The 20,012-nt window shown below is 51.4% G+C and carries 19 protein-coding genes, 2 tRNA genes and 1 pseudogene; 18 read left to right on the top strand and 4 right to left on the bottom strand.

The window, feature by feature from the left end; all coding sequences use genetic code 11:
• The first annotated feature begins 211 nt into the window (after window positions 1-211).
• From CKO12_RS12460 to CKO12_RS12375, 17 genes are all read left to right on the top strand, one after another.
• The gene (locus tag CKO12_RS12460; RefSeq protein ID WP_242466328.1) at window positions 212-3,160 is read left to right on the top strand and encodes a helicase-related protein; all 2,949 of its coding nucleotides are present in this window, start codon (window positions 212-214) and stop codon (window positions 3,158-3,160) included.
• A gap of 27 nt (window positions 3,161-3,187) precedes the next feature.
• The gene (locus CKO12_RS12455) at window positions 3,188-3,562 is read left to right on the top strand and encodes a hypothetical protein (protein WP_200155059.1); all 375 of its coding nucleotides are present in this window, start codon (window positions 3,188-3,190) and stop codon (window positions 3,560-3,562) included.
• Between the two features lie 123 nt (window positions 3,563-3,685).
• Window positions 3,686-3,982 carry a type II toxin-antitoxin system RelE/ParE family toxin gene (locus tag CKO12_RS12450; RefSeq protein ID WP_200155058.1) on the top strand — a complete coding sequence of 99 codons (297 nt, stop codon included), beginning with the start codon at window positions 3,686-3,688 and terminating at the stop codon, window positions 3,980-3,982.
• Between the two features lie 3 nt (window positions 3,983-3,985).
• The gene (locus CKO12_RS12445) at window positions 3,986-4,282 is read left to right on the top strand and encodes an addiction module antidote protein (protein WP_200155057.1); all 297 of its coding nucleotides are present in this window, start codon (window positions 3,986-3,988) and stop codon (window positions 4,280-4,282) included.
• A gap of 73 nt (window positions 4,283-4,355) precedes the next feature.
• Window positions 4,356-7,877, top strand: coding sequence for an Eco57I restriction-modification methylase domain-containing protein (locus CKO12_RS12440; RefSeq protein WP_200155056.1), 3,522 nt, complete (start codon window positions 4,356-4,358; stop codon window positions 7,875-7,877).
• Between the two features lie 102 nt (window positions 7,878-7,979).
• Window positions 7,980-9,113: a transketolase gene (locus tag CKO12_RS12435; protein WP_242466327.1), complete on the top strand. Its 1,134-nt coding sequence runs from the start codon at window positions 7,980-7,982 to the stop codon at window positions 9,111-9,113.
• Window positions 9,114-10,121, top strand: a complete 1,008-nt coding sequence (locus CKO12_RS12425; protein ID WP_200155055.1) for a transketolase family protein — start codon at window positions 9,114-9,116, stop codon at window positions 10,119-10,121.
• Window positions 10,122-10,229: 108 nt separating this feature from the next.
• Window positions 10,230-10,306 (top strand) — tRNA-Val (locus CKO12_RS12420).
• A 163-nt stretch (window positions 10,307-10,469) separates the two neighbouring features.
• Window positions 10,470-12,389: a threonine--tRNA ligase gene (thrS, locus tag CKO12_RS12415; protein ID WP_200155054.1), complete on the top strand. Its 1,920-nt coding sequence runs from the start codon at window positions 10,470-10,472 to the stop codon at window positions 12,387-12,389.
• A 60-nt stretch (window positions 12,390-12,449) separates the two neighbouring features.
• A complete protein-coding gene (gene infC / locus CKO12_RS12410) occupies window positions 12,450-12,983 on the top strand; it encodes a translation initiation factor IF-3 (protein WP_200155053.1) in 534 nt (177 codons plus the stop codon).
• Window positions 12,984-13,015: 32 nt separating this feature from the next.
• A complete protein-coding gene (gene rpmI, locus CKO12_RS12405; protein WP_200155052.1) occupies window positions 13,016-13,213 on the top strand; it encodes a 50S ribosomal protein L35 in 198 nt (65 codons plus the stop codon).
• A 28-nt stretch (window positions 13,214-13,241) separates the two neighbouring features.
• Entirely contained in the window at window positions 13,242-13,598 is a 357-nt protein-coding gene (rplT, locus tag CKO12_RS12400; RefSeq protein WP_200155051.1) for a 50S ribosomal protein L20, read from the top strand.
• Between the two features lie 96 nt (window positions 13,599-13,694).
• Window positions 13,695-14,744, top strand: coding sequence for a phenylalanine--tRNA ligase subunit alpha (pheS, locus tag CKO12_RS12395; RefSeq protein ID WP_200155050.1), 1,050 nt, complete (start codon window positions 13,695-13,697; stop codon window positions 14,742-14,744).
• A gap of 213 nt (window positions 14,745-14,957) precedes the next feature.
• Window positions 14,958-17,339, top strand: a complete 2,382-nt coding sequence (gene pheT, locus CKO12_RS12390; protein ID WP_200155049.1) for a phenylalanine--tRNA ligase subunit beta — start codon at window positions 14,958-14,960, stop codon at window positions 17,337-17,339.
• A 4-nt stretch (window positions 17,340-17,343) separates the two neighbouring features.
• Window positions 17,344-17,646, top strand: a complete 303-nt coding sequence (ihfA, locus tag CKO12_RS12385) for an integration host factor subunit alpha (RefSeq protein WP_200155048.1) — start codon at window positions 17,344-17,346, stop codon at window positions 17,644-17,646.
• Window positions 17,624-17,998 (top strand): MerR family transcriptional regulator, encoded by a 375-nt coding sequence (locus CKO12_RS12380; protein ID WP_200155047.1) that lies wholly within the window; start codon window positions 17,624-17,626, stop codon window positions 17,996-17,998. The genes ihfA and CKO12_RS12380 overlap by 23 nt, the downstream gene beginning before the upstream one ends.
• Window positions 17,999-18,035: 37 nt before the next feature.
• Window positions 18,036-18,112 (top strand) — tRNA-Pro (locus CKO12_RS12375).
• A 239-nt stretch (window positions 18,113-18,351) separates the two neighbouring features.
• Here CKO12_RS12375 and CKO12_RS12370 read toward each other — a convergent pair.
• A complete protein-coding gene (locus tag CKO12_RS12370) occupies window positions 18,352-18,603 on the bottom strand; it encodes a helix-turn-helix domain-containing protein (RefSeq protein WP_242466326.1) in 252 nt (83 codons plus the stop codon).
• 134 nt (window positions 18,604-18,737) lie between these two features.
• On the opposite strand from CKO12_RS12370, the gene CKO12_RS12365 reads away from it, so the two are divergent.
• Window positions 18,738-18,959 carry a hypothetical protein gene (locus tag CKO12_RS12365; RefSeq protein ID WP_200155046.1) on the top strand — a complete coding sequence of 74 codons (222 nt, stop codon included), beginning with the start codon at window positions 18,738-18,740 and terminating at the stop codon, window positions 18,957-18,959.
• Between the two features lie 39 nt (window positions 18,960-18,998).
• Here CKO12_RS12365 and CKO12_RS15275 read toward each other — a convergent pair.
• The 3 genes and pseudogenes from CKO12_RS15275 to CKO12_RS12355 form a co-directional block, all read right to left on the bottom strand.
• Window positions 18,999-19,133, bottom strand: a pseudogene (locus CKO12_RS15275) (helix-turn-helix domain-containing protein); the annotation flags it as partial.
• A gap of 26 nt (window positions 19,134-19,159) precedes the next feature.
• Window positions 19,160-19,495: a transcriptional regulator gene (locus CKO12_RS12360; RefSeq protein ID WP_207146368.1), complete on the bottom strand. Its 336-nt coding sequence runs from the start codon at window positions 19,493-19,495 to the stop codon at window positions 19,160-19,162.
• Between the two features lie 115 nt (window positions 19,496-19,610).
• Window positions 19,611-19,844, bottom strand: coding sequence for a hypothetical protein (locus CKO12_RS12355; protein WP_200155044.1), 234 nt, complete (start codon window positions 19,842-19,844; stop codon window positions 19,611-19,613).
• Window positions 19,845-20,012 lie beyond the last annotated feature (168 nt).

Below are 20,012 nucleotides of genomic sequence, written 5' to 3'. Positions count from 1 at the left end.
ATGAGTACTTAAAGTCAGTCATCTCTGATTCTTGGGCTGTATTCAGCAAATCATCAAGCTATGCCAAGGGCTGGATAGAACAGTTCGTGCCTTGGGTGCTGTATGGTTAGTTTTGCGGACAACTATATTACCCACTTTATTAGACACACTGCGACTTGGTGAACGCGCCGATTGTTGCGTTGGTTATTTCAATTTGCGCGGTTGGCGCACATTGGCTCCCGCAATTGAAAATTGGGCGGGCGGCGCTGGACACTGCTGCCGCCTATTAATTGGAATGCAATCAACGCCTTCCGAAGAAGTGCGCCGCGCTTTGCTGCTGCGTCCACCGCCGACGGGCATGGATAATCAAACGGCAGTCCGGGCGAAATATCAGCTCGCCGAGGAGTTTCGCCAGCAGCTCACTTGCGGCATTCCGACCGCCGAAGATGAGGCGACTTTGCGTCAATTAGCGCGGCAGCTTCACGCCAAGCAATTGATTGTCAAGCTGCATGTGCGTTATCCGCTCCACGCAAAACTCTATCTTGTCCACCGTCAAGATGCCAACAATCCGATCACCGGCTTTGTCGGCAGCAGCAATTTGACCCTCGCCGGATTGTCGCAGCAGGGCGAACTCAATTTAGATGTTTTGGAGCACGACGCCTGCCACAAACTCGCCGCGTGGTTTGAAGCGCGGTGGCAGGAACGCTGGTGCTTTGATATTTCTCAGGATTTAGCCGCGTTAATTGATGAGAGTTGGGCAGCCGAGCGCCTTTTGCCGCCGTATCATTTGTATTTGCGTTTAGCGTGGTATTTATCTGAGGATGCGCGAATTGGCTTATTAGAATCACAAATCCCGCCCATTTTTAATCAAGTGTTATTCGATTTTCAAGCCGCCGCAGTGAAAATAGCAGCGCGTAAACTCAATCAACGTGGTGGCGTTTTTATTGGCGATGTCGTGGGTTTGGGAAAGTCGTTAATGGCGACCGCTTTGGCGAAAGTATTTGAAGAAGATCACGGCACGGAAACGCTGATTATTTGCCCTAAAAACTTGGTGTCAATGTGGGAAGATTACGCGCATCGCTATCAATTGCGCGGGCATCGAGTGCTGTCATTGTCGCGGGTATTAACTGAACTGCCAGATAAAACGCCCCGTTATCGCGTGTTGTTAATTGATGAAGCGCACAATTTGCGCAATAAAGACGGCAAACGGTGGCGTGTGATTCGGGAGTATATTCACCGCAATGACAGCAAAGTGATTTTGTTATCGGCAACGCCGTATAACAAAACCTATCGTGATCTTGCGGCGCAATTGGCGTTATTTATTAAAGAAGATACTGATTTGGGAATTCGCCCAGAGCGATTTGTACGCAGTTGTGGCGGCAGTGCTAAATTCACGGCACGTTATCAGTATTCGCCGTATTTATTGGCTGCTTTTGAAAAAAGCGAGGAGCCAGATGATTGGCGCGAATTAATTCGGTTGTATATGGTACGGCGCACCCGCAGTTTTATTATGCAGCATTATGCGCACACCGATGAACGCGGGCGCTATTTGCGCTTTCCTGATGGCAGCCATTCTTATTTTCCGCAGCGTATTCCGAAAAACGTGCTGTTTGTGATTCAGGATGAACATTCACTTGATCCCTATGCGCGATTATATGCGCCCAACGTGGTCACAACCATTGAAGCACTGCGCTTGCCGCGTTATGGATTGGGGCAATATCTGCAAAACAGATCAGAATTAACGCCCAGCGCCGAACATGAGCAAATGATGAAAGATTTGAGTCGCGCTGGCAAGCGGTTGATGGGATTTTGTCGCACTAATTTATTTAAGCGGTTGGAAAGCGCCGGGCCAGCATTTTTATTGTCGATTGAGCGCCATCTGATCCGCAATTTTTGTGTGCTCTATGCGCTTGAAGAAGGGCTGGAGATTCCCATTGGGACGCAAGATGCGGCGTTATTAGATGCGCAAGATGATGATATTGAAGCTAGCACTGCTGAAATTGAAATAGAAGATGGTGCTGAAGATAGCGCAATGAATGTGGCGCTGGCTGAATTATTGCCAACGGCAGCAGCATTGCGTTCTCGTGCAAAAACGGTTTATCACACTTATCGGCGGACATATTATCAACGCTTTCGGTGGTTGCCCAAAAAATTATTTACCCAACAACTTGCCGATGATTTAGCCTTTGATGCGCAGCAATTATTGGAAGTGTTGGCGCATTGTCAGGCGTGGGATGCGCAACAAGATAGCAAACTCGCAGAATTAGAGCGTTTAATTTGTGAACAGCACGCACATGAAAAGGTGCTGGTGTTTACGCAATTCGCTGACACTGCGATTTATTTAGCGACCGAATTAGAGCGGCGCGGTGTGCAGCAATTGGCGTATGCGACGGGCAATAGCGCCGATCCTACAGAATTGGCGCGACGCTTTTCGCCAGCATCAAATGGTCAGCACGGCAAAATAAAACCTGCGCAGGAAGTGCGGATTTTAATTGCAACGGATGTATTATCGGAAGGGCAGAATTTACAAGATTGTGCAATTATTGTGAATTATGATTTGCCTTGGGCAATTATTCGTTTAATCCAACGCGCTGGGCGCGTGGATCGCATTGGGCAACGCTCGGCGCAGATTTTATGTTATTCCTTCGTGCCGGCTGATGGGATTGAGCGAATTTTAGGATTACGGCGGCGCGTGCAGCAGCGGTTACAACAAAATGCAGAAGTGATTGGTTCTGATGAACGCTTTTTTGATGATGATCCGCAGCAGCAATCTGAACAACAGTGGCGTGATTTGTATACAGAACGCAGCGGTATTTTGGATGAAGCTGAAAATGAAGGCGATGCTGTTGATTTAGCATCTTATGCGTATCAGATTTGGAAAAATGCCACTGATGCTGATCCGAGTTTGATTGCGACAATTGAAAAGATGCCGCAGGTGGTTTATAGCACTAAAGCGCAGCAGGTGACAATGAATGCTCCAGCGGGAGTGATTGTGTATACGCGCACGCCGCAAGGTAATGATGGCTTGGCGTGGATTGATGAATACGGTAAGGCGGTGACAAATTCGCAATTCGCAATTTTGAAAGCGGCAGCGTGTCAGGCAAATACGCCAGCAGTGCCTGCAATTGCGCAACATCACGTTTTGGTACGCACTGGAATTGAGCAGATTATTCAGGAATAACAACGCACCGGCGGGGCATTAGGGCGCATGAGTGGCGCACGCGCTAAAACATTTGAGCGCATTAAAAATTATCGGGTGCATTTGGGCAGCCAGCTTGATTTATTTACGGCTGAGGAATTAAAACAGTTGGAGCAGATTGTTGATGAGATTTATCGCTATCCGTTATTGCCGAGTGCGCTGGAAATTCTTAATCGGCAATTGCGTTTGCAGATTACTGATCGCGGTTTGGTGGCGTTGCTGCTTAATTTGAAAAAGGATGGGCGCTTGTGTCAGAAGATTGAACCGGAAGCGCAAGAAGTACAGTTAGTGTGTAGTCTGGGTTTGAACGCTGGCAATGCAACTTCCTCTTTTGCACTGGCTCAAACGAGAGGCGATGATTTGCAGCTTGATCTTAAACGCTGATTATTCAACCAATTGATGGTTGTCAGTTGGGTTGCTGCAATCAATCCAGACCGCAACTATTTTTAATGCAGCTTGGTTTGATTTGGGTGTATGATCAATTTTTGAGAGAAGCAAACGATTTTTATGGTTACTGTTAAGCGCACGAGAGCATTTTCCGCTTGGCTTTCTAGTTTGAAAGATAAAGAAACTTGCGTTCGTCTTAATCGTCGGCTTGATCGCGTCAGTCGTGGTCATTTTGGTGATGTTAAACCGATTGGTAATGGTGTTTTTGAAATGCGCGAGCATTTTGGCCCCGGCTGGAGAATGTATTATATTCAACGTGGTACAACGCTTGTTGTTATGTTAGGAGGTGGAGATAAATCTACGCAAGCTGCTGATATTTGCAAGGCTATCCAGTACGCAACGGCTATTGAGGAATAAAAAATGGATACCAAAATTAAAATTTCTGATTTACCTGATTTTGATCCTGCGGAATATCTGAATGATGAAAAAGACATTGAGATTTATCTGTCTTTAGTAATAGAAGAGAATGATCCTTCTGAATTAGTACACGCTTTGGATGTGGTGGCGCGAGCACGAGGAATGAGTGAAATTGCAAAACAATCAGGAATGACTCGTGAAGCGTTGTTTGAATCGTTACGACTCAACACACCATGCGTTACAACCATTAAGCGCGTGTATCAAGCATTGGGAGTAAAAATCCCACTGGAACAGTTATAATCTGTTGTTTTTCAACTCAGCAACTTTAGGTTGGTTTGCGCAGCAACCCAACCAATTTTGAGGATTTTTTAAGATGGACGCACTTCAAATTGAACGGCTGCGGGAGCATTTGCAGGGATTTAATTTTCCGCAGTTATTTATTGAAGAGTTGGGCTGGTCGCAGGTGCAGGGTCAGCAACATTATACCGTTAACGCCAATCAACACAGTTGGGAAGCAACCGCTGTTGCTGAATTTGCGGGCATGGTGGTTTTTGTTATCAATAAATTGCCGGCGCTGGCGGATGTGCGGTTGTTAATTCAGCGCGAACTCTCGCAGGTGGTGCATGAAAATGTTTTGATTTTTACTGATTCGCACAGTCAAGTCTGGATGTGGGTTAAGCGCGAGGGCACTCGCTTGATTCCGCGTGAGCATTGGTATTTGCAAGGACAATCAGGGGATTTGTTTTTATCTAAATTGTCGTCAATTATGATTGACATCAATGATTTGGATGCTGCGGGTAATTTCCCGCTCACCGCGTTGATTGCGCGAATGCAAGCAGCATTTGATGTCGAGCGAGTCACTAAAAAGTTTTTTGATGAATATAAAGAACAGCATGAGCAGTTTTCCCTTTTGATTGCTGGCGTTGATGCAGAAGCGCAGCGCAATTGGTTGGCGTCAATTTTAATTCATCGCTTGATGTTTATTTGGTTTTTGCAGCGCAAGCATTTTTTAGATGGCGGCAATGGGCATTATCTCCGCGATAAATTATTGGCGAGTCAACAACGTGGCGCAGAGCAGTTTTATTCTGGGTTTTTGCAGGCGTTGTTTTTTGAAGGGTTTGCTAAACCACCGGAACAGCGCAGCGCCGCGACGCAGCAGTTAATCGGTGATATTCGCTTTTTGAATGGCGGGTTATTTTTGCCGCATCGTTTGGAGACGTTGCATCAAGATTCGCTGCATATTCCTGATGTGGCATTTAGTCAATTATTTACATTTTTCCAGCGGTATTCGTGGCATTTGAATGATACGCCCGGCGGTCAGGATGATGAAATCAATCCCGATGTGTTGGGCTATATCTTTGAGAAATATATCAATCAGCGCAAGTCGTTTGGTGCGTATTACACGCGCCCGCAAATTACTGAGTATTTATGTGAGCGCACCATTCACGGCTTGATTTTGCAGCATGTGCAACATTTGCCGCTCGCGGTCGCGCCAGTCGGCGGCGCTGCGCCACGTCAATTTAATAATCTCCATGAGCTTTTAACCCATTTGAATGCGCAGCAGTGCGCGGCTTTATTGGAATTGTTGCCAACATTAAAACTGCTTGATCCGGCTTGCGGTTCGGGCGCTTTTTTAGTCGCTGCGATGAAAACGCTGATCGGTGTTTATGAGGCCATTATTGGGCGCATCCCTTTTTTGAAAGATCGCAAGTTGAAAGCGCAGTTAGATGAGTGGAAAACCAGTCATGCCAGTGTGTCTTATTTTATTCGGCGCACAATTATCACGAATAATCTGTTCGGCGTCGAAATCGTTGAGGAAGCGGTGGAAATTGCGAAGCTGCGGCTGTTTTTGGCGTTGGTGGCAACTGCGGAATCAGTGGAGCAATTGGAGCCGTTGCCAAACATTGATTTTAATATCGTGACCGGCAATTCTTTGATCGGGTTGATGCAGGTCGATGCCGCAGAATTTGCGAATAAAAATCCAGCCGGCAGTTTGGCGTTGAGTCGCAGTTATCGGGAAATTGTGAATGAGAAAAACCGCTTCATTAAAATATACCGCGATACTGTTGCTGGTTTCGGTGGCGTGAATCTTTCTCAAATTAAACACGATATTGAACTGAATCAAGCCGAAGCGCAGCCTGTGTTGAATGAGATTTTGTTGACCAAAATGGGTGCGTGTGCAATTCGCTTTGAACAAGCCACTTGGGATGCCGCTAAAAATAAAATGGGCAAGACGATCAAGCGTCCGTTGAAAACTGCTGATATTGCGGCGCTGCATCCGTTTCATTGGGGTTTTGAATTCAATCAGGTGTTAGAAGCGGGCGGCTTTCATGCGATTATTACCAATCCGCCGTGGGAAATTGTGAAGCCGAATGCAAAGGAGTTTTTCCAAGAGCATTCGGAATTGGTCACGAAAAACAAGATGACGATTAAGGAATTCGAGAAGGCGCAAGATCAATTGTTGGCGGATGTCACAATTCGGGAAGAGTGGCTGGCGTATTTATCCAACTTTGCGCACCAGTCGGCGTGGTTTCGCGCTGCGCCACAATTCAAGTTTCAATCCGCAATCGTGAACGGGAAGAAAACCGGCAGCGATATTAATTTATACAAGCTGTTTACTGAACAATGCGTGAATTTACTGCGTCCGGGCGGCGCGTGCGGGATCGTGATTCCGTCTGGCATTTATACCGATTTGGGCGCAAAAGGCTTGCGCGATTTGTTGTTTCATCACACGCAAATCAGCGGTTTGTTTTGTTTTGAAAACCGCAAAGATATTTTTGAAGGCGTTGATAGTCGCTTTAAGTTTGTGATTTTGACCTTTGAAAAAGGCGGCACGACAACACAATTTCCAGCAACATTTATGCGGCATCATTTAGCGGAATTGGCGACGTTTCCGAATATCACGAGTTTGCAGTTGTCGGTTGATTTGATCCGCCGTTTGTCGCCCGATTCGCATTCGGTGATGGAATTCAAAAGCGCAACGGATGTGCAAATTGCTGAAAAGCTGCTGAAGTTTCCGCTGCTCGGCGAGAAGATCGAAAACACTTGGAATCTGCGTTTAACCCGTGAATTTGATATGACCAATGACAGTCATTTATTCAAAACGGAAGCGGGCGCGGGGCGATTGCCGTTATTTGAAGGTAAACATTTTCACCAGTTTACGGCGGATTACGGGCAGCCAAAGTATTGGTTAAATGAAGATGAAGCGCGGGATGATTTAATTGCAGCGCGAGTTAGAAAAGCTAAAAAGCTGGTTACAGAAGCGGCAGTTTCAACTGAGATACAACCAGAAATGATGCGGCTTAATTATGAAAGTTATCGGCTTGCTTTCCGCGATGTTGCTCGTAATACAGATGAAAGAACTTTTATTGGGACGATTTTAGCGTCGGGGCGGTTTTGTCCGCATACAGTGAGTTTAGAAAGCGTGTTTTTTGATGCGATAGAAAACGAGCAAATTGTTTATAATTGTACGGCGATCAATCATCAAGAGCGCGTTTTTCTGATTGCTATATTAAACAGTTTTACCGTTGATTATTTATTTCGGCAGTGCGTCACATCGCACGTCTCTTTTTTCTTTGTTTATAACATTCCAGTTCCCCGTCTCACGGCTGCCGATCCTGTTTTTTTGCCAATTGTTCACCGTGCTGCAAAATTGATTTGCACGACGCCGGAATTCGATCAATTAGCGGCGGCGGTGGGTTTAGAATCGCATCATCACGGCGTGACTGCTGCGAGTGAACGCGCTCAATTACGCGCTGAATTGGATGCTTTAATTGCGCATTTATACGGGTTGAGTGAAGCTGAATTTGCGCATATTCTAGCGACCTTTCCATTAGTTGCCGCTGAAATAAAAGCGGCGGCGCTGGCGGCATATCGGGTGAGTTGTGATAATTAGCAATAATTTTGCAATTGATGTGCTTTATCGTTGAATCATCCAACGTCAGTACGATTTGCTGACAATTGACCACTGACCACTTCATTCTCAGGAACGCTCGCAATGGCGCAATTTTCCCCCTCTTTTCATGCAACCTCGGCGGCGTTGACGGTGCCGCAAGTGGCAGCCGCTGTGCGCCGTCGCGTGTTGGAACACACCTTGAAACACAACGGCGGCTATCTCAGCCAAGCCTGTTCATCCGCTGAGATTTTGGCGACGCTGTATCTGCGGGTGATGCGGTTGGGCGCGAGCACAGCGCCAGCTCTGCCGCGTCGCTTTGCGGGCGTGCCGGCGGCCAACAATCCGCACGCCTTCACTGGCGCGGGCTATAACGGTGCGAAAGCGCCTGATTTAGATCGGTTTATTTTTTCGCCGGTGCATTACGCGCTGGTGTTGTATTCGGTGTTGATTGAATTGGGGCGACTGGCACCGGAGGCGTTGGATGAGTTCAATCGTGACGGGAGCACGGTGGAATTGATTGGCGCGGAGCATTCGCCGGGGCACGAGGTGACGGCGGGATCGTTGGCGCAAGCGCTGAGTCAAGCGGGCGGGATTGCGCTGGCGCGGCGGCTGCGCGGCGAGAGCGGACGGGTGTGGGTGTTCATGTCGGATGGTGAATTTCAGGAAGGGCAAACGTGGGAGGCGCTGGCGGCGCTGGCGCAGCATCGGCTGGGGAACGTCGGGATTGTGATTGATGCCAACGCGCAGCAGTGCGATGGACCGATGGCGCAGGTGATGTCGATTGAACCGTTAGCGGCGCGGCTGCGGGCATTTGGGGCGGAGGTGCATGAGGTTGATGGGCATGATCCCGAGGCGCTGGAGATGGCGCTTAAATCCACTCAACTGCCCGATCTCAAATCCCCCCAACCCCCCTTTTTCAAAGGGGGGCTTGATGTTTTGGGCGGGGTTGAAGTGGCGGCTCCTTTCACGACCACACGCGATCAATCACTTGCTGAAAAAGATGCAGCTCAAAAGCCCCCCTTAGAAAAAGACGCAGCACAAGAGCCACCCTTAGAAAAAGGGGGGTTGGGGGGATTTGACCGTCCGCTGGTGGTGATTGCGCGAACGGATCCGTGTCACGGGCTGGAGCGGCTGCGCGAACGCGCTCCCAAACTGCATTACGTCCGCTTCAAACCCGGCGCGGAATACGACACTTATCAGCGGCTGCTGGCCGAATTGACGGCGGAGGCAAATTAAATGGAAACCGTGCAATCACCGCATCGCGCCAACCTCGTGCGCTGGGCGCAAGCGCGTCCCGAAGTGTTGGTATTAACTGCCGATTTAACAGCATCTTGCGAAGCTGATGGCTTTCGAGACGCCTATCCAGAGCGTTATTTCGCGCTCGGCATGGCCGAACAAAACCTGCTGGGATTTGCGGCGGGGCTGGCGCGAGAAGGCTTCACTCCGTATCTGCACACCTTCGCCGTTTTTCTCACGCGCCGCCCGTTCGATCAGCTCGCCATGTCGATTGCCTATCCCAATCTGCCGGTGCGCCTGATTGGATTCTTGCCGGGCATCACCACTGCCGGCGGCGTCACCCATCAAGCGATTGATGACATCGGCCTGCTGCGGCTGCTGCCCAACATGACGATCTTGGAATGTGGCGACGCCACCGAGGTCGAATCGGTGCTCGATGTCGCGCAAGCGATCAACGGGCCGGTGTATGTGCGGATGCTGCGCGGTGAAGTGCCGCGATTATTTGCGGCTGATAAACCGCTGCACTTCAATCAAGCGCGGGTGTTGAGCACCGGCACTGATGTGGTCGTGATTTCAAGCGGCATCTGCACCGAAGAGGCGCTGCGAGCCACGCAGGTGCTGCGAGAGCACGGCATCTCCATTGCGCATCTGCATGTCTCCACGCTCAAACCCTTCACCGATCCGCAACTGAGCACGGCGATTGCGGCGGCGCGTTATGGCGTGATCACGCTGGAAAACCACAGCATCATCGGTGGCTTAGGTTCAGCGGTGGCGGAGGTGATTGCCGAGCAGGGATTGGGCAAGCAGTTAATTCGGCTGGGTTTGCGCGACACTTACGCCCACGGCGCAAGTCGGCAGTATTTGCAGCGCGAGTACAAATTAGACGCGCTGGCGCTGGTGGAGGCGGTGGCAATTCTGACCAAAACGGCGTTAAACATCACTGAAGATCAATTCACCGCCACGCGCTTAGAAACGCAACGCCCAATTGAAAAAACCGAAGATTTATAAGCTGGCGCTGCGCAAGCGGGATGGTGGCAGCAATACAGCAGTCATCTCACTGCACAGAAAATAGTTGCATTAAGAGACTATTTCCGTAGAATGCGCACTCGCAACGACAGGCGCGTAGCTCAGTTGGTTAGAGCACCACCTTGACATGGTGGGGGTCGTTGGTTCGAGTCCAATCGCGCCTACCACATTTTTAGGCTGTCTGCTTTCAGCAATCCGCTTTCAGCGCCAATTCAAGCTGAAAGTTGACTGCTAAAAGCAGACAGCTTTTTTTATTGCATTTTCACTTTTTAGTGAATAAAAAATCATGTGATCTCTCGTATGGATCGCCGCTGAATTTTAGGATTTAACATGCCTTTGATTACCCTTCCCGATGGTTCGCAGCGTTCATTTGCCGAAGCCGTCACCGTCCACGACGTTGCCGCCTCAATCGGCGCTGGGCTTGCCAAAGCCGCACTGGCTGGGCGCGTCGATGGCGTGTTGGTTGATACGTCTTTTTTGATCGCAACCGACGCGACGTTGGCGATCATCACCAGCAAAGATGAAGCCACTGCGCTGGAATTATTCCGCCACGATGCTGCGCACGTTATGGCGCAAGCGGTGCAGGAGCTGTATCCAGACACGCAAGTCACCATTGGGCCGGCAATCGACAACGGCTTTTACTACGACTTTGCCCGCGCTGAACCCTTTACGCCGGATGATTTAACGCAGATCGAGGCGCGGATGCACGAGATCGTCAAGCGCGATCTGCCGATTACTCGTGAAGTTTGGGCACGCGAAGACGCGCAGCGGCTGTTTGCCGAGCGCGGCGAGCATTACAAAGTTGAAATCATCACCGACATCATTCCCGCCGGTGAAACGGTGACGATTTATCGGCAGGGCGAGTGGTTTGATGTCTGTCGTGGTCCGCATTTACCCAGCACTGGCAAGCTCGGCACCGGCTTCAAATTGACCAAAGTGGCTGGCGCATATTGGCGCGGTGATTCTAAAAACGCGGTGTTGCAGCGGATTTATGGCACGGCGTGGCGCGATAAAAAAGAATTGACGGCGTATCTCACGCGGCTGGAAGAAGCGGAAAAGCGCGATCACCGCAAACTCGGCAAACAGCTTGATTTATTTCATTTTCAAGATGAAGCGCCGGGGATGGCGTTTTGGCACGCCAAAGGGCGGATCATTTATCGGCTTGCTGAAACCTACATGCGCGAAAAGCTGGACGAGTACGGTTATCAGGAAGTGGAAACGCCGCAGGTATTGGATCGCTCGCTGTGGGAACGCTCTGGGCATTGGGACAAATTCGCGGGCGGCATGTTCACCACGCATCTTGATGATCGTGATTTCGCCATCAAGCCGATGAATTGCCCCGGTCATATTCAGTTATTCAATCAGGGCTTAAAAAGTCACCGCGATCTGCCGCTGCGTTTAGCGGAGTTTGGCGTTGTCCATCGCAATGAACCCTCCGGCACGCTGCATGGTTTGATGCGGGCGCGGCGGTTTACGCAAGATGACGCGCACGTCTTTTGCACCGAGTCGCAATTGCAAACCGAAGTGGCGACCTTGATTGATATGGTGTTTGAGACCTACCGCGATTTTGGGTTTACCGAGATTGATCTGGCGTTGTCGCTGCGTCCAAACCAGCGCGTTGGCAGTGATGATTTATGGGATAAAGCGGAGACGGCGCTGGAAAAATCGTTGATGGACAAGGGACTAACGTTCCGCGTTCAGCCCGGCGAGGGCGCGTTTTATGGCCCCAAAATTGAATTCACGCTGCACGACAGCATCGGGCGGGCGTGGCAGTGCGGCACGATTCAAGTCGATTTCTCAATGCCCGGTCGTCTCGGTGCGCACTACATCGCCGAGGACAACAGCAAACAAACGCCGGTGATGATCCATCGCGCCATTCTCGGCTCAATTGAACGGTTCATCGGCATCTTGATTGAACACTACGCGGGGCTGTTTCCGCTGTGGCTGGCACCAGTGCAGGTGGTGGTGCTCAACATCACCGACCGCCAAGCGGATTACGTCCAAACAGTCGCTAAAACCTTGCGTAACAATGGCTTCCGCGCTGATTGTGACTTGAGAAATGAGAAGATCGGTTTTAAGATTCGGGAGCACACCTTGCAACGGGTACCCTATTTGCTGGTGATTGGGGATCGTGAAGTCGAGACTTGCACCTTAGCGGTGCGCAATCGTCAGGGCGAAGACCTCGGTATTATCGAACTTGACGCGTTCATTGCGCGTTTACGCGAAGAAGTAGCAAACCGTATCCATTAACGGTTCGGTACGACTGGAACGACTGCGAGGGCAGTCAGCCGGTCGTTTTTATTTGTATTGTTGGAGGAATTTGTTATCGCTGCACCAAAGAGAAACCGCGTCAACAAGGAGATCAACGTCCCGGAAGTTCGACTGATCGGCGCGGATGGACATCAGGTCGGAGTTGTGAACACCCGTGAAGCGTTGGAAATGGCTGTCACGGCGAGTATGGACCTTGTTGAAATCGTGCCGACGGAAGACCCGCCAGTGTGTCGGTTGATGGATTTCGGGCGGTTTCTCTTCGATCAGAAGAAGAAGAAAAACGAAGCGAAGAAGAAGCAAAAGCAAGTTCAGATCAAGGAAGTGAAGTTCCGTCCGGGGACGGATGAAGGAGACTATCAGGTCAAACTACGCAACCTGACCCGTTTCCTGCAAGAAGGGGACAAGGCCAAGGTCACCATGCGCTTTCGCGGGCGTGAACATGCGCACCGGGAGCTGGGGCTTGATCTGCTCAAGCGGATCGAAACTGATTTGGCACCCATCAGCATCATGGAACAGCAGCCACTCATGGAAGGGCGGCAGATGGTGATGGTGCTTGGTCCCAAGAAAAAATAATCCATTTTAATCAATAGCGAAGTGTAAAACTGATGCCCAAGATCAAGACCAATCGTGGTGCCGCCAAACGATTCAAGCGCACCCCCTCCGGCGACGTGAAGTGCCATTCGTCGCACCGTCGTCACATCCTGACCAAGAAGCCCACCAAGCGGAAGCGCCAGTTGCGTGCTCCAAAACGGCTGCACAAGTCAGATGTTCGTGCCGCGCTGCGGATGATTCCTTACTGCTGATCGCAGTTGACGTTACCGGAGAATTAGAATGCCTAGAGTGAAACGTGGCGTCACCGCCCACGCCCGCCACAAGAAGCTGCTCGACGAGGCCAAAGGTTATTACGGCGCTCGCAGTAAGGTTTATCGCGTTGCGAAACAGGCGGTTATCAAAGCCGGTCAATATGCGTACCGCGACCGCCGCCAGAAGAAGCGCCAATTCCGGGCGCTGTGGATTGCGCGTATCAACGCCGCTGCGCGTGAGAATGGCTTGTCGTACAGCCTGTTAATTCACGGCTTGAAACTGGCTGGCATTGAAGTGGATCGCAAAGTGTTGGCTGATATTGCTTTCCACGACAGCGTGGCATTTGCAGCACTGGCAGAGCAGGCCAAAGCGGCTTTGGTTTAACAGTTGCATCCGCCGTAGACATTGAGGGAAAGGCTTATGAGTCTTTCCCTTTTTTGTCGGTCACTTTTTTCGCATTTCAGTTGTCAATTCAACGTCATGGTCGAACCAATTTCACTCAACAGTCTGGCGGATACCACGCTCGCCGCGTTGCAAGATGCCGCGCTGGCAGCGGTCGCTGCTGCACCCGATCTGGCAACGCTGGATCAAACGCGGGTGCATTATCTCGGCAAAAATGGCGCATTAACGGCGCTGCTCAAACAGCTCGGCACCTTGTCTGCCGAGGAGCGTCCGGCAGCCGGCAACGCCATCAATCAAATCAAGGTCGCGCTCCAAACTGCGCTTGACGACCGGAAAACCGCGTTGGAACAAACCGCGTTATCGGCGCGGCTGGCTGCCGAGCGGATTGACATCACCTTGCCGGGGCGCGGGCAGACGCCGGGCAGTTTGCATCCGGTAACGCGGGCGCTGCGGCGGATTGAACGGCTGCTGGGTAACGCCGGTTTTGCGGTCGCCGAAGGGCCAGAAGTTGAGGATAGTTATCACAATTTCACCGCGCTCAACATTCCCGAACATCATCCAGCGCGGGCAATGCACGACACCTTTTATTTTGACGCCGAGCGCCTGCTGCGGACGCACACCTCGCCGGTGCAGATTCGCGTCATGGCCAGCCAAGCGCCGCCGCTCAAAATCATCGCGCCCGGGCGCGTGTATCGCTGCGATTCCGATTTGACGCATACGCCGATGTTTCATCAGGTCGAAGGGCTGCTGGTCGATGAGCAGGTCAGTTTTGCCGACCTCAAGGGCGTGCTTTACGATTTTCTGCGCAATTTTTTCGAGCGCGAGCTGCAACTGCGTTTCCGCCCGTCCTATTTTCCGTTTACCGAACCGTCCGCCGAAGTCGATATTCAGTGCGTGATGTGCGGCGGCAGCGGCTGTCGCGTGTGCAAACAGACCGGCTGGCTCGAAGTGCTCGGCTGCGGCATGGTCTATCCGGCAGTGTTTCAACAAGTTGGCATTGATCCAGAACGGTATCGCGGTTACGCCTTCGGGATGGGCGTGGAACGGCTGGCAATGCTGCGCTATGGCATTGATGATATTCGGCTCAATTTCGATAATGATTTGCGCTATTTGCGCCAATTCGCTTGATGCTTTCGTAGGTTGGGTTGCCGCTGTTGGCAACCCAACAATGACGCATAAAAAACTGCCGCACTTTTGCAATGACGGCTCAATTCAATTCCGGTAATTTTGGCGTTAATTGTTGTTGGGTTGCCAACAGCGGCAACCCAACCTACGACTATTTTTTAATTGCTTTTTCAATACAACAATCAGTATTGAAAACTGAATACAGGACAGCGGAACATGCGATTCAGTGAGGCGTGGCTGCGCGAATGGGTGAATCCGCCGGTGGATACCCAGCAATTAGCCGATCAACTCAGCATGGCGGGGCTGGAAGTCGATGCCGTCGCCCCAGCAGCGCCAGCATTTTGTGGCGTCACCATCGGTCTGGTGCAGGAAATTGTGCCGCACCCAGATGCCGCTAAACTGCGCATTTGCACGGTGGAGGTCGGCGGTGCTGCGCCGCTGCAAATCATTTGCGGCGCAGCCAATGTCGCGGCAGGAATGCGCGTGCCGGTCGCCACCATCGGCGCGGTGTTGCCCAACGATTTCAAAATCAAAAAGGCGAAACTGCGCGGCGTCGAATCGTTCGGCATGATCTGCTCAGTCGTCGAATTGGGGCTGGCGGAGACTTCCAACGGCATCTGGGAACTGCCCGCTGATGCGCCAGTGGGCGCGGATGTGCGCCAGTGGCTGACGCTTGACGATCACTGCATCGAAGTCGATTTGACGCCAGATCGCGGCGATTGCCTGAGCGTTGCCGGACTTGCCCGCGAAGTGGCGGTCATCAATCGCGTCGCGCTCACTGCGCCAGCAATTGCGCCGGTCACGCCGACCAACGCTGACCAATTGGCGGTGCAACTCGCCGCGCCAGCCGCGTGTCCGCGTTATGCCTGCCGCGTGCTGCGCAACCTTGATCCGACCGCCACCACGCCGATCTGGATGCAGGAACGGCTGCGGCGCAGCGGCTTGCGGTCAATCAGTCCGGTAGTCGATGTCACCAATTACGTCCTGCTCGAACTCGGGCAACCGCTGCACGGCTTTGATCTTGCCAAACTGAACGGCGGAATTGCGGTGCGGCTGGCGCAGGATGGCGAGACGCTGGCGCTGCTCAATGGCGACACGGTGACGCTGCGCCCGGACACGCTGGTCATCGCCGATGCCAATCACGCCGTGGCGCTGGCAGGCATCATGGGTGGCGCGGCGACGGCAGTGAGTGCTGACACCCGCGATATTTTGTTGGAAAGCGCCTTTTTTGCGCCGCTCGCCATCAGCGGCAAGGCTCGCAGTTACGGGCTGCACACTGATTCATCGCACCGCTTTGAGCGCGGCGTTGATCCGCAGCTTCAGGTTCGCGCCATTGAACGGGCGACGCAGTTATTGCTGGACATCGTCGGCGGTGAGGCGGGGCCGGTGGTGGTCGTGACGGCGGAGGAACATCTGCCGCAGCCGCCGGTGCTGCATCTGCGCGAGGCGCGAATTGCCCAGATTCTCGGTTTGGCATTGCCGGCTGCCACCAGCGTCGAAGTGCTGGAGCGGTTGGGGATGACGCTGGAAACGGTCGCCGATGGCTGGCTGGTAACGCCGCCGAGTGCGCGGTTTGATCTGGTACACGAGGTGGACTTGATCGCCGACATCGGGCGCATTCACGGTTATGACCAGATTCCGGTCAGTCACGCCAGCGCAGCGACGGTGACGACTGCGCCATCAGAAGCGGGTTTTGAGCTGGAGCGGGCGCGGCTGGCGCTGGTGGATCGTGGGTTTCACGAGGTCATCACTTACAGCTTTATCAGCCCGGAATTGCAGGCGTTGATTGAGCCGGAGGCGCAGCCGCTGCGGTTGGCAAATCCGATCAGCGCGGAGTTGTCGGTGATGCGCAGCAGTCTGTGGGCGGGGTTGCTGCACACGGCGCGTTATAACCAGACGCGGCAGAGCGAGCGGGTGCGGATTTTTGAGTCGGGGCTGCGGTTTCGCCACGATGCAGCGGGACAGTTGCAGCAGCCGCTCGGTTTGGCGGGTTTGGTGAGCGGCAGCGCCCTGCCGGAGCAGTGGGGCGTTACGGCGCGGGCGGTGGATTTTTACGATCTCAAGGCGGATGTGGAGGCGGTGCTGGCGCTGACTGGTGCGGCGGGGCAATTCCGCTTTGTGGCGGGTGAACATCCGGCGCTGCATCCGGGACAGACGGCGCGGATTGAACGCGACGGATTGCCGGTTGGCATGATGGGAATGGTGCATCCGGCGCTGGCAGCGCGGCTTGATCTGAAGGGCGATGTGTTTGTATTTGAGCTGGATGTCGCACCGCTGGCGCTGGGCATTCTGCCGCGTTATGCGCCGATCTCGCGGTTCCCTAGCATTCGCCGTGATTTGGCCATCGCGCTCGACCGGACGATTAGTCACGACGCGGTGGTGAACTGTGTTCGCGCTGGCGCAGACGAGACGCTGCGCGAGGTGATGGTGTTCGATGTGTACACGGGTCAGAATGTCGATTCTTCTCGAAAAAGCCTTGCTTTAGGCTTGATTTTACAGTCTTATTCTCAGACACTGACTGACGATTTTATTGAGGGTGCGGTGGGGCAGATTGTGAATCGCCTCGCTTCCGAACTTGGCGCACGATTGAGGGATTGAGGATATGGCGTTGACCAAAGCCGATATGGCTGAACATTTGTTCGATGAGCTTGGCTTGAACAAGCGCGAAGCCAAGGACATTGTGGAGATGTTTTTTGAGAAGATTCGCATGGCGCTGGAGCGCGGCGAACAGGTCAAGCTGTCTGGCTTCGGGAACTTTGACCTGCGCGAGAAAAATGAGCGCCCGGGGCGGAATCCGAAGACTGGCGAGGAAATTCCGATCACTGCGCGACGGGTCGTGACCTTCCGACCGGGGCAGAAGCTCAAGTCACGGGTAGAAGCCTATGCTGGAACCGAAGGCGAATAATGAGTTGTTGGTTGACGACGAGTTGTCACCGATTCCCGGCAAACGCTATTTCACGATTGGCGAGGTCAGCGAGCTGTGCGGGGTGAAGCCGCATGTGTTGCGCTATTGGGAGCAGGAATTTCCGCAACTCAAGCCGGTCAAGCGCCGTGGCAATCGGCGTTATTATCAGCGCCACGATGTGTTGATGGTGCGCCAAATTCGCAATCTGCTTTACGATCAAGGGTTTACAATTGGCGGGGCGCGGTTGCAATTGAGCGGTGAGCACATCAAACAGGACAGCAGTCAGGCGCAGCATCTTTTGCGTCAAATCCGCGTGGAGCTAGAAGAGTTGCTCCAAATCCTGCGGCGTTGACGGCAATTGCGCCACGCCGTAGTATGCGCGTTCTTTCCGGGGCGTAGCGCAGCCTGGTAGCGCACCTGAATGGGGTTCAGGTGGTCGGAGGTTCAAATCCTCTCGCCCCGACCAGTTATAAAAAACGGTGAACTGAGAAATCAGTTCACCGTTTTTTTATAGTCTATCCAAACTGTCCAGGATAAATTGATTGCTGCGCAACAAGCATGATTGAAGGCAGTGCGCGGATTTCGACAATCATTTTGTGGTGGATCGACTATATACAATCAAAAATTGTTGTGGCGACAACAAAAAACGCCCCGATAACTCAAGGGCGTTTGCTGGTTAAACATTGATACGTCGCAGAACAGGTTTCACAATTGATGATGCAGTACCGATAGCACTGAGGGATTTGTTTCAATGATCTTTAATAGTGCTCGCGCTGGTCCATCTGGACGTATCCGACGTTGTTCCCAGTGTTGCAGGGTTTTCGCTTTGATGCCAATGAGATGAGCGAATTGATCTTGAGATAATCCAGTACGCTCACGAATTGCTTTAACATCTGGCTCAGGGAATTCGTGCAGTCGTATTCCCGCCACCGTCTCGCCGCGCATGTGACGCTCCATGTCTCAAACACTTTCTAGTCATTCATCAAATTATGTGCTATTCATTGTTTGTTTTAAGCATCAACTCCACATCGGTCACTAACAAAAAACGTCACTGACTTAACCAACTATTTCTTAATCGAGGTTAATTTGATATGCAAGCCATCGAATTTGAAACCTGTGTGTACAATAATGTGATTGAATTACCGCTGCCTTATCAGCAGCATTGGCGGGAAGGTCAAGCGGTGAAGGTCATTGTGCTGGTTGCTGAACACGACGCACTGCCAAATAAAGATATTCAACGTCATGCAGGCACGATAACGCTCACTCAAGACCCTTTGGCATTTCAAGCAGTATTGCGAGACGAATGGCAATGAAGATTGTTTTAGATACCAATGTTGACGTTGTTCCCAGTGTTGCAGGGTTTTCGCTTTGATGCCAATGAGATGAGCGAATTGATCTTGAGATAATCCAGTACGCTCACGAATTGCTTTAACATCTGGCTCAGGGAATTCGTGCAGTCGTATTCCCGCCACCGTCTCGCCGCGCATATGACGACCCATATCTCGAACACTTTCTAGTCATTCATCAAATTGTGTGTTATCCATTTACGAGTTTCAATTTTGAGCGGGCGGTTTACCGCTGCAAAAATTACTGAAACATAATTCATGTTTGGATTGCCGGAACTCAATAGCATTCGGTGTAAACTTTTGATTGGTTTGTAAATTTCTTGAGATAAAGATTCAAATCCAATCGTCGCATTTATTAGATCGCGCAAAACGAGTTTGGCGGTGTCGGATTCACCATTAAGAAATAGGTTAATAGCTTCATCGAATAACGCTTGCGCAAACGCCGGATCACTTTGCACACGAGCAACAACGGTTTCTTTGAAATTACGAGTTAGTGCCATCATCCGTTACCTTTAATTATTAGATATGCGCACAAAAAACGCCCTCGGCTTCCCAAGGGCGTTTGATGGTTAAATGTTGGTGTTATGGAAACAGCGGTAAATAAATTTACACGCTATATCAATCATTTTCTTTTGAATCTGTCTTACTTTTTAACTTCTGTCTTATTTTATAAGCTAAACCAGCAGCGCCACCAACTAACGCTCCTATTCCAGTTCCAATAACAGGTACGACACTACCGACAACAGCTCCAGCCATAGCTCCATTAGCAACGGATTTACCTGTTGGTGGCAACTTGTTATAAAGTTCTTTGAACGCTTTATGCGCTTCTTCCTGTTTTTGCTTATCAACCATATAGATACCTATATTTGACAACTACAATCAAAATGCTCTGATTATAGTTATCCGCAAAACATACTATACTATAAGAGAAAATGTAGGAGCTTACGACAGTGAAACTGTGCAACGAAGACCAACTTTTGAATTTCTTAAGACGTGAAGAAGACAGTTCAGTTAAGTATA

This window comes from Chromatium okenii (assembly GCF_016583745.1).
Classification (GTDB): domain Bacteria; phylum Pseudomonadota; class Gammaproteobacteria; order Chromatiales; family Chromatiaceae; genus Chromatium; species Chromatium okenii.
The sequence above is the reverse complement of the archived record's forward strand: the minus strand, read 5'-3'. Positions and strand labels throughout refer to the sequence as shown.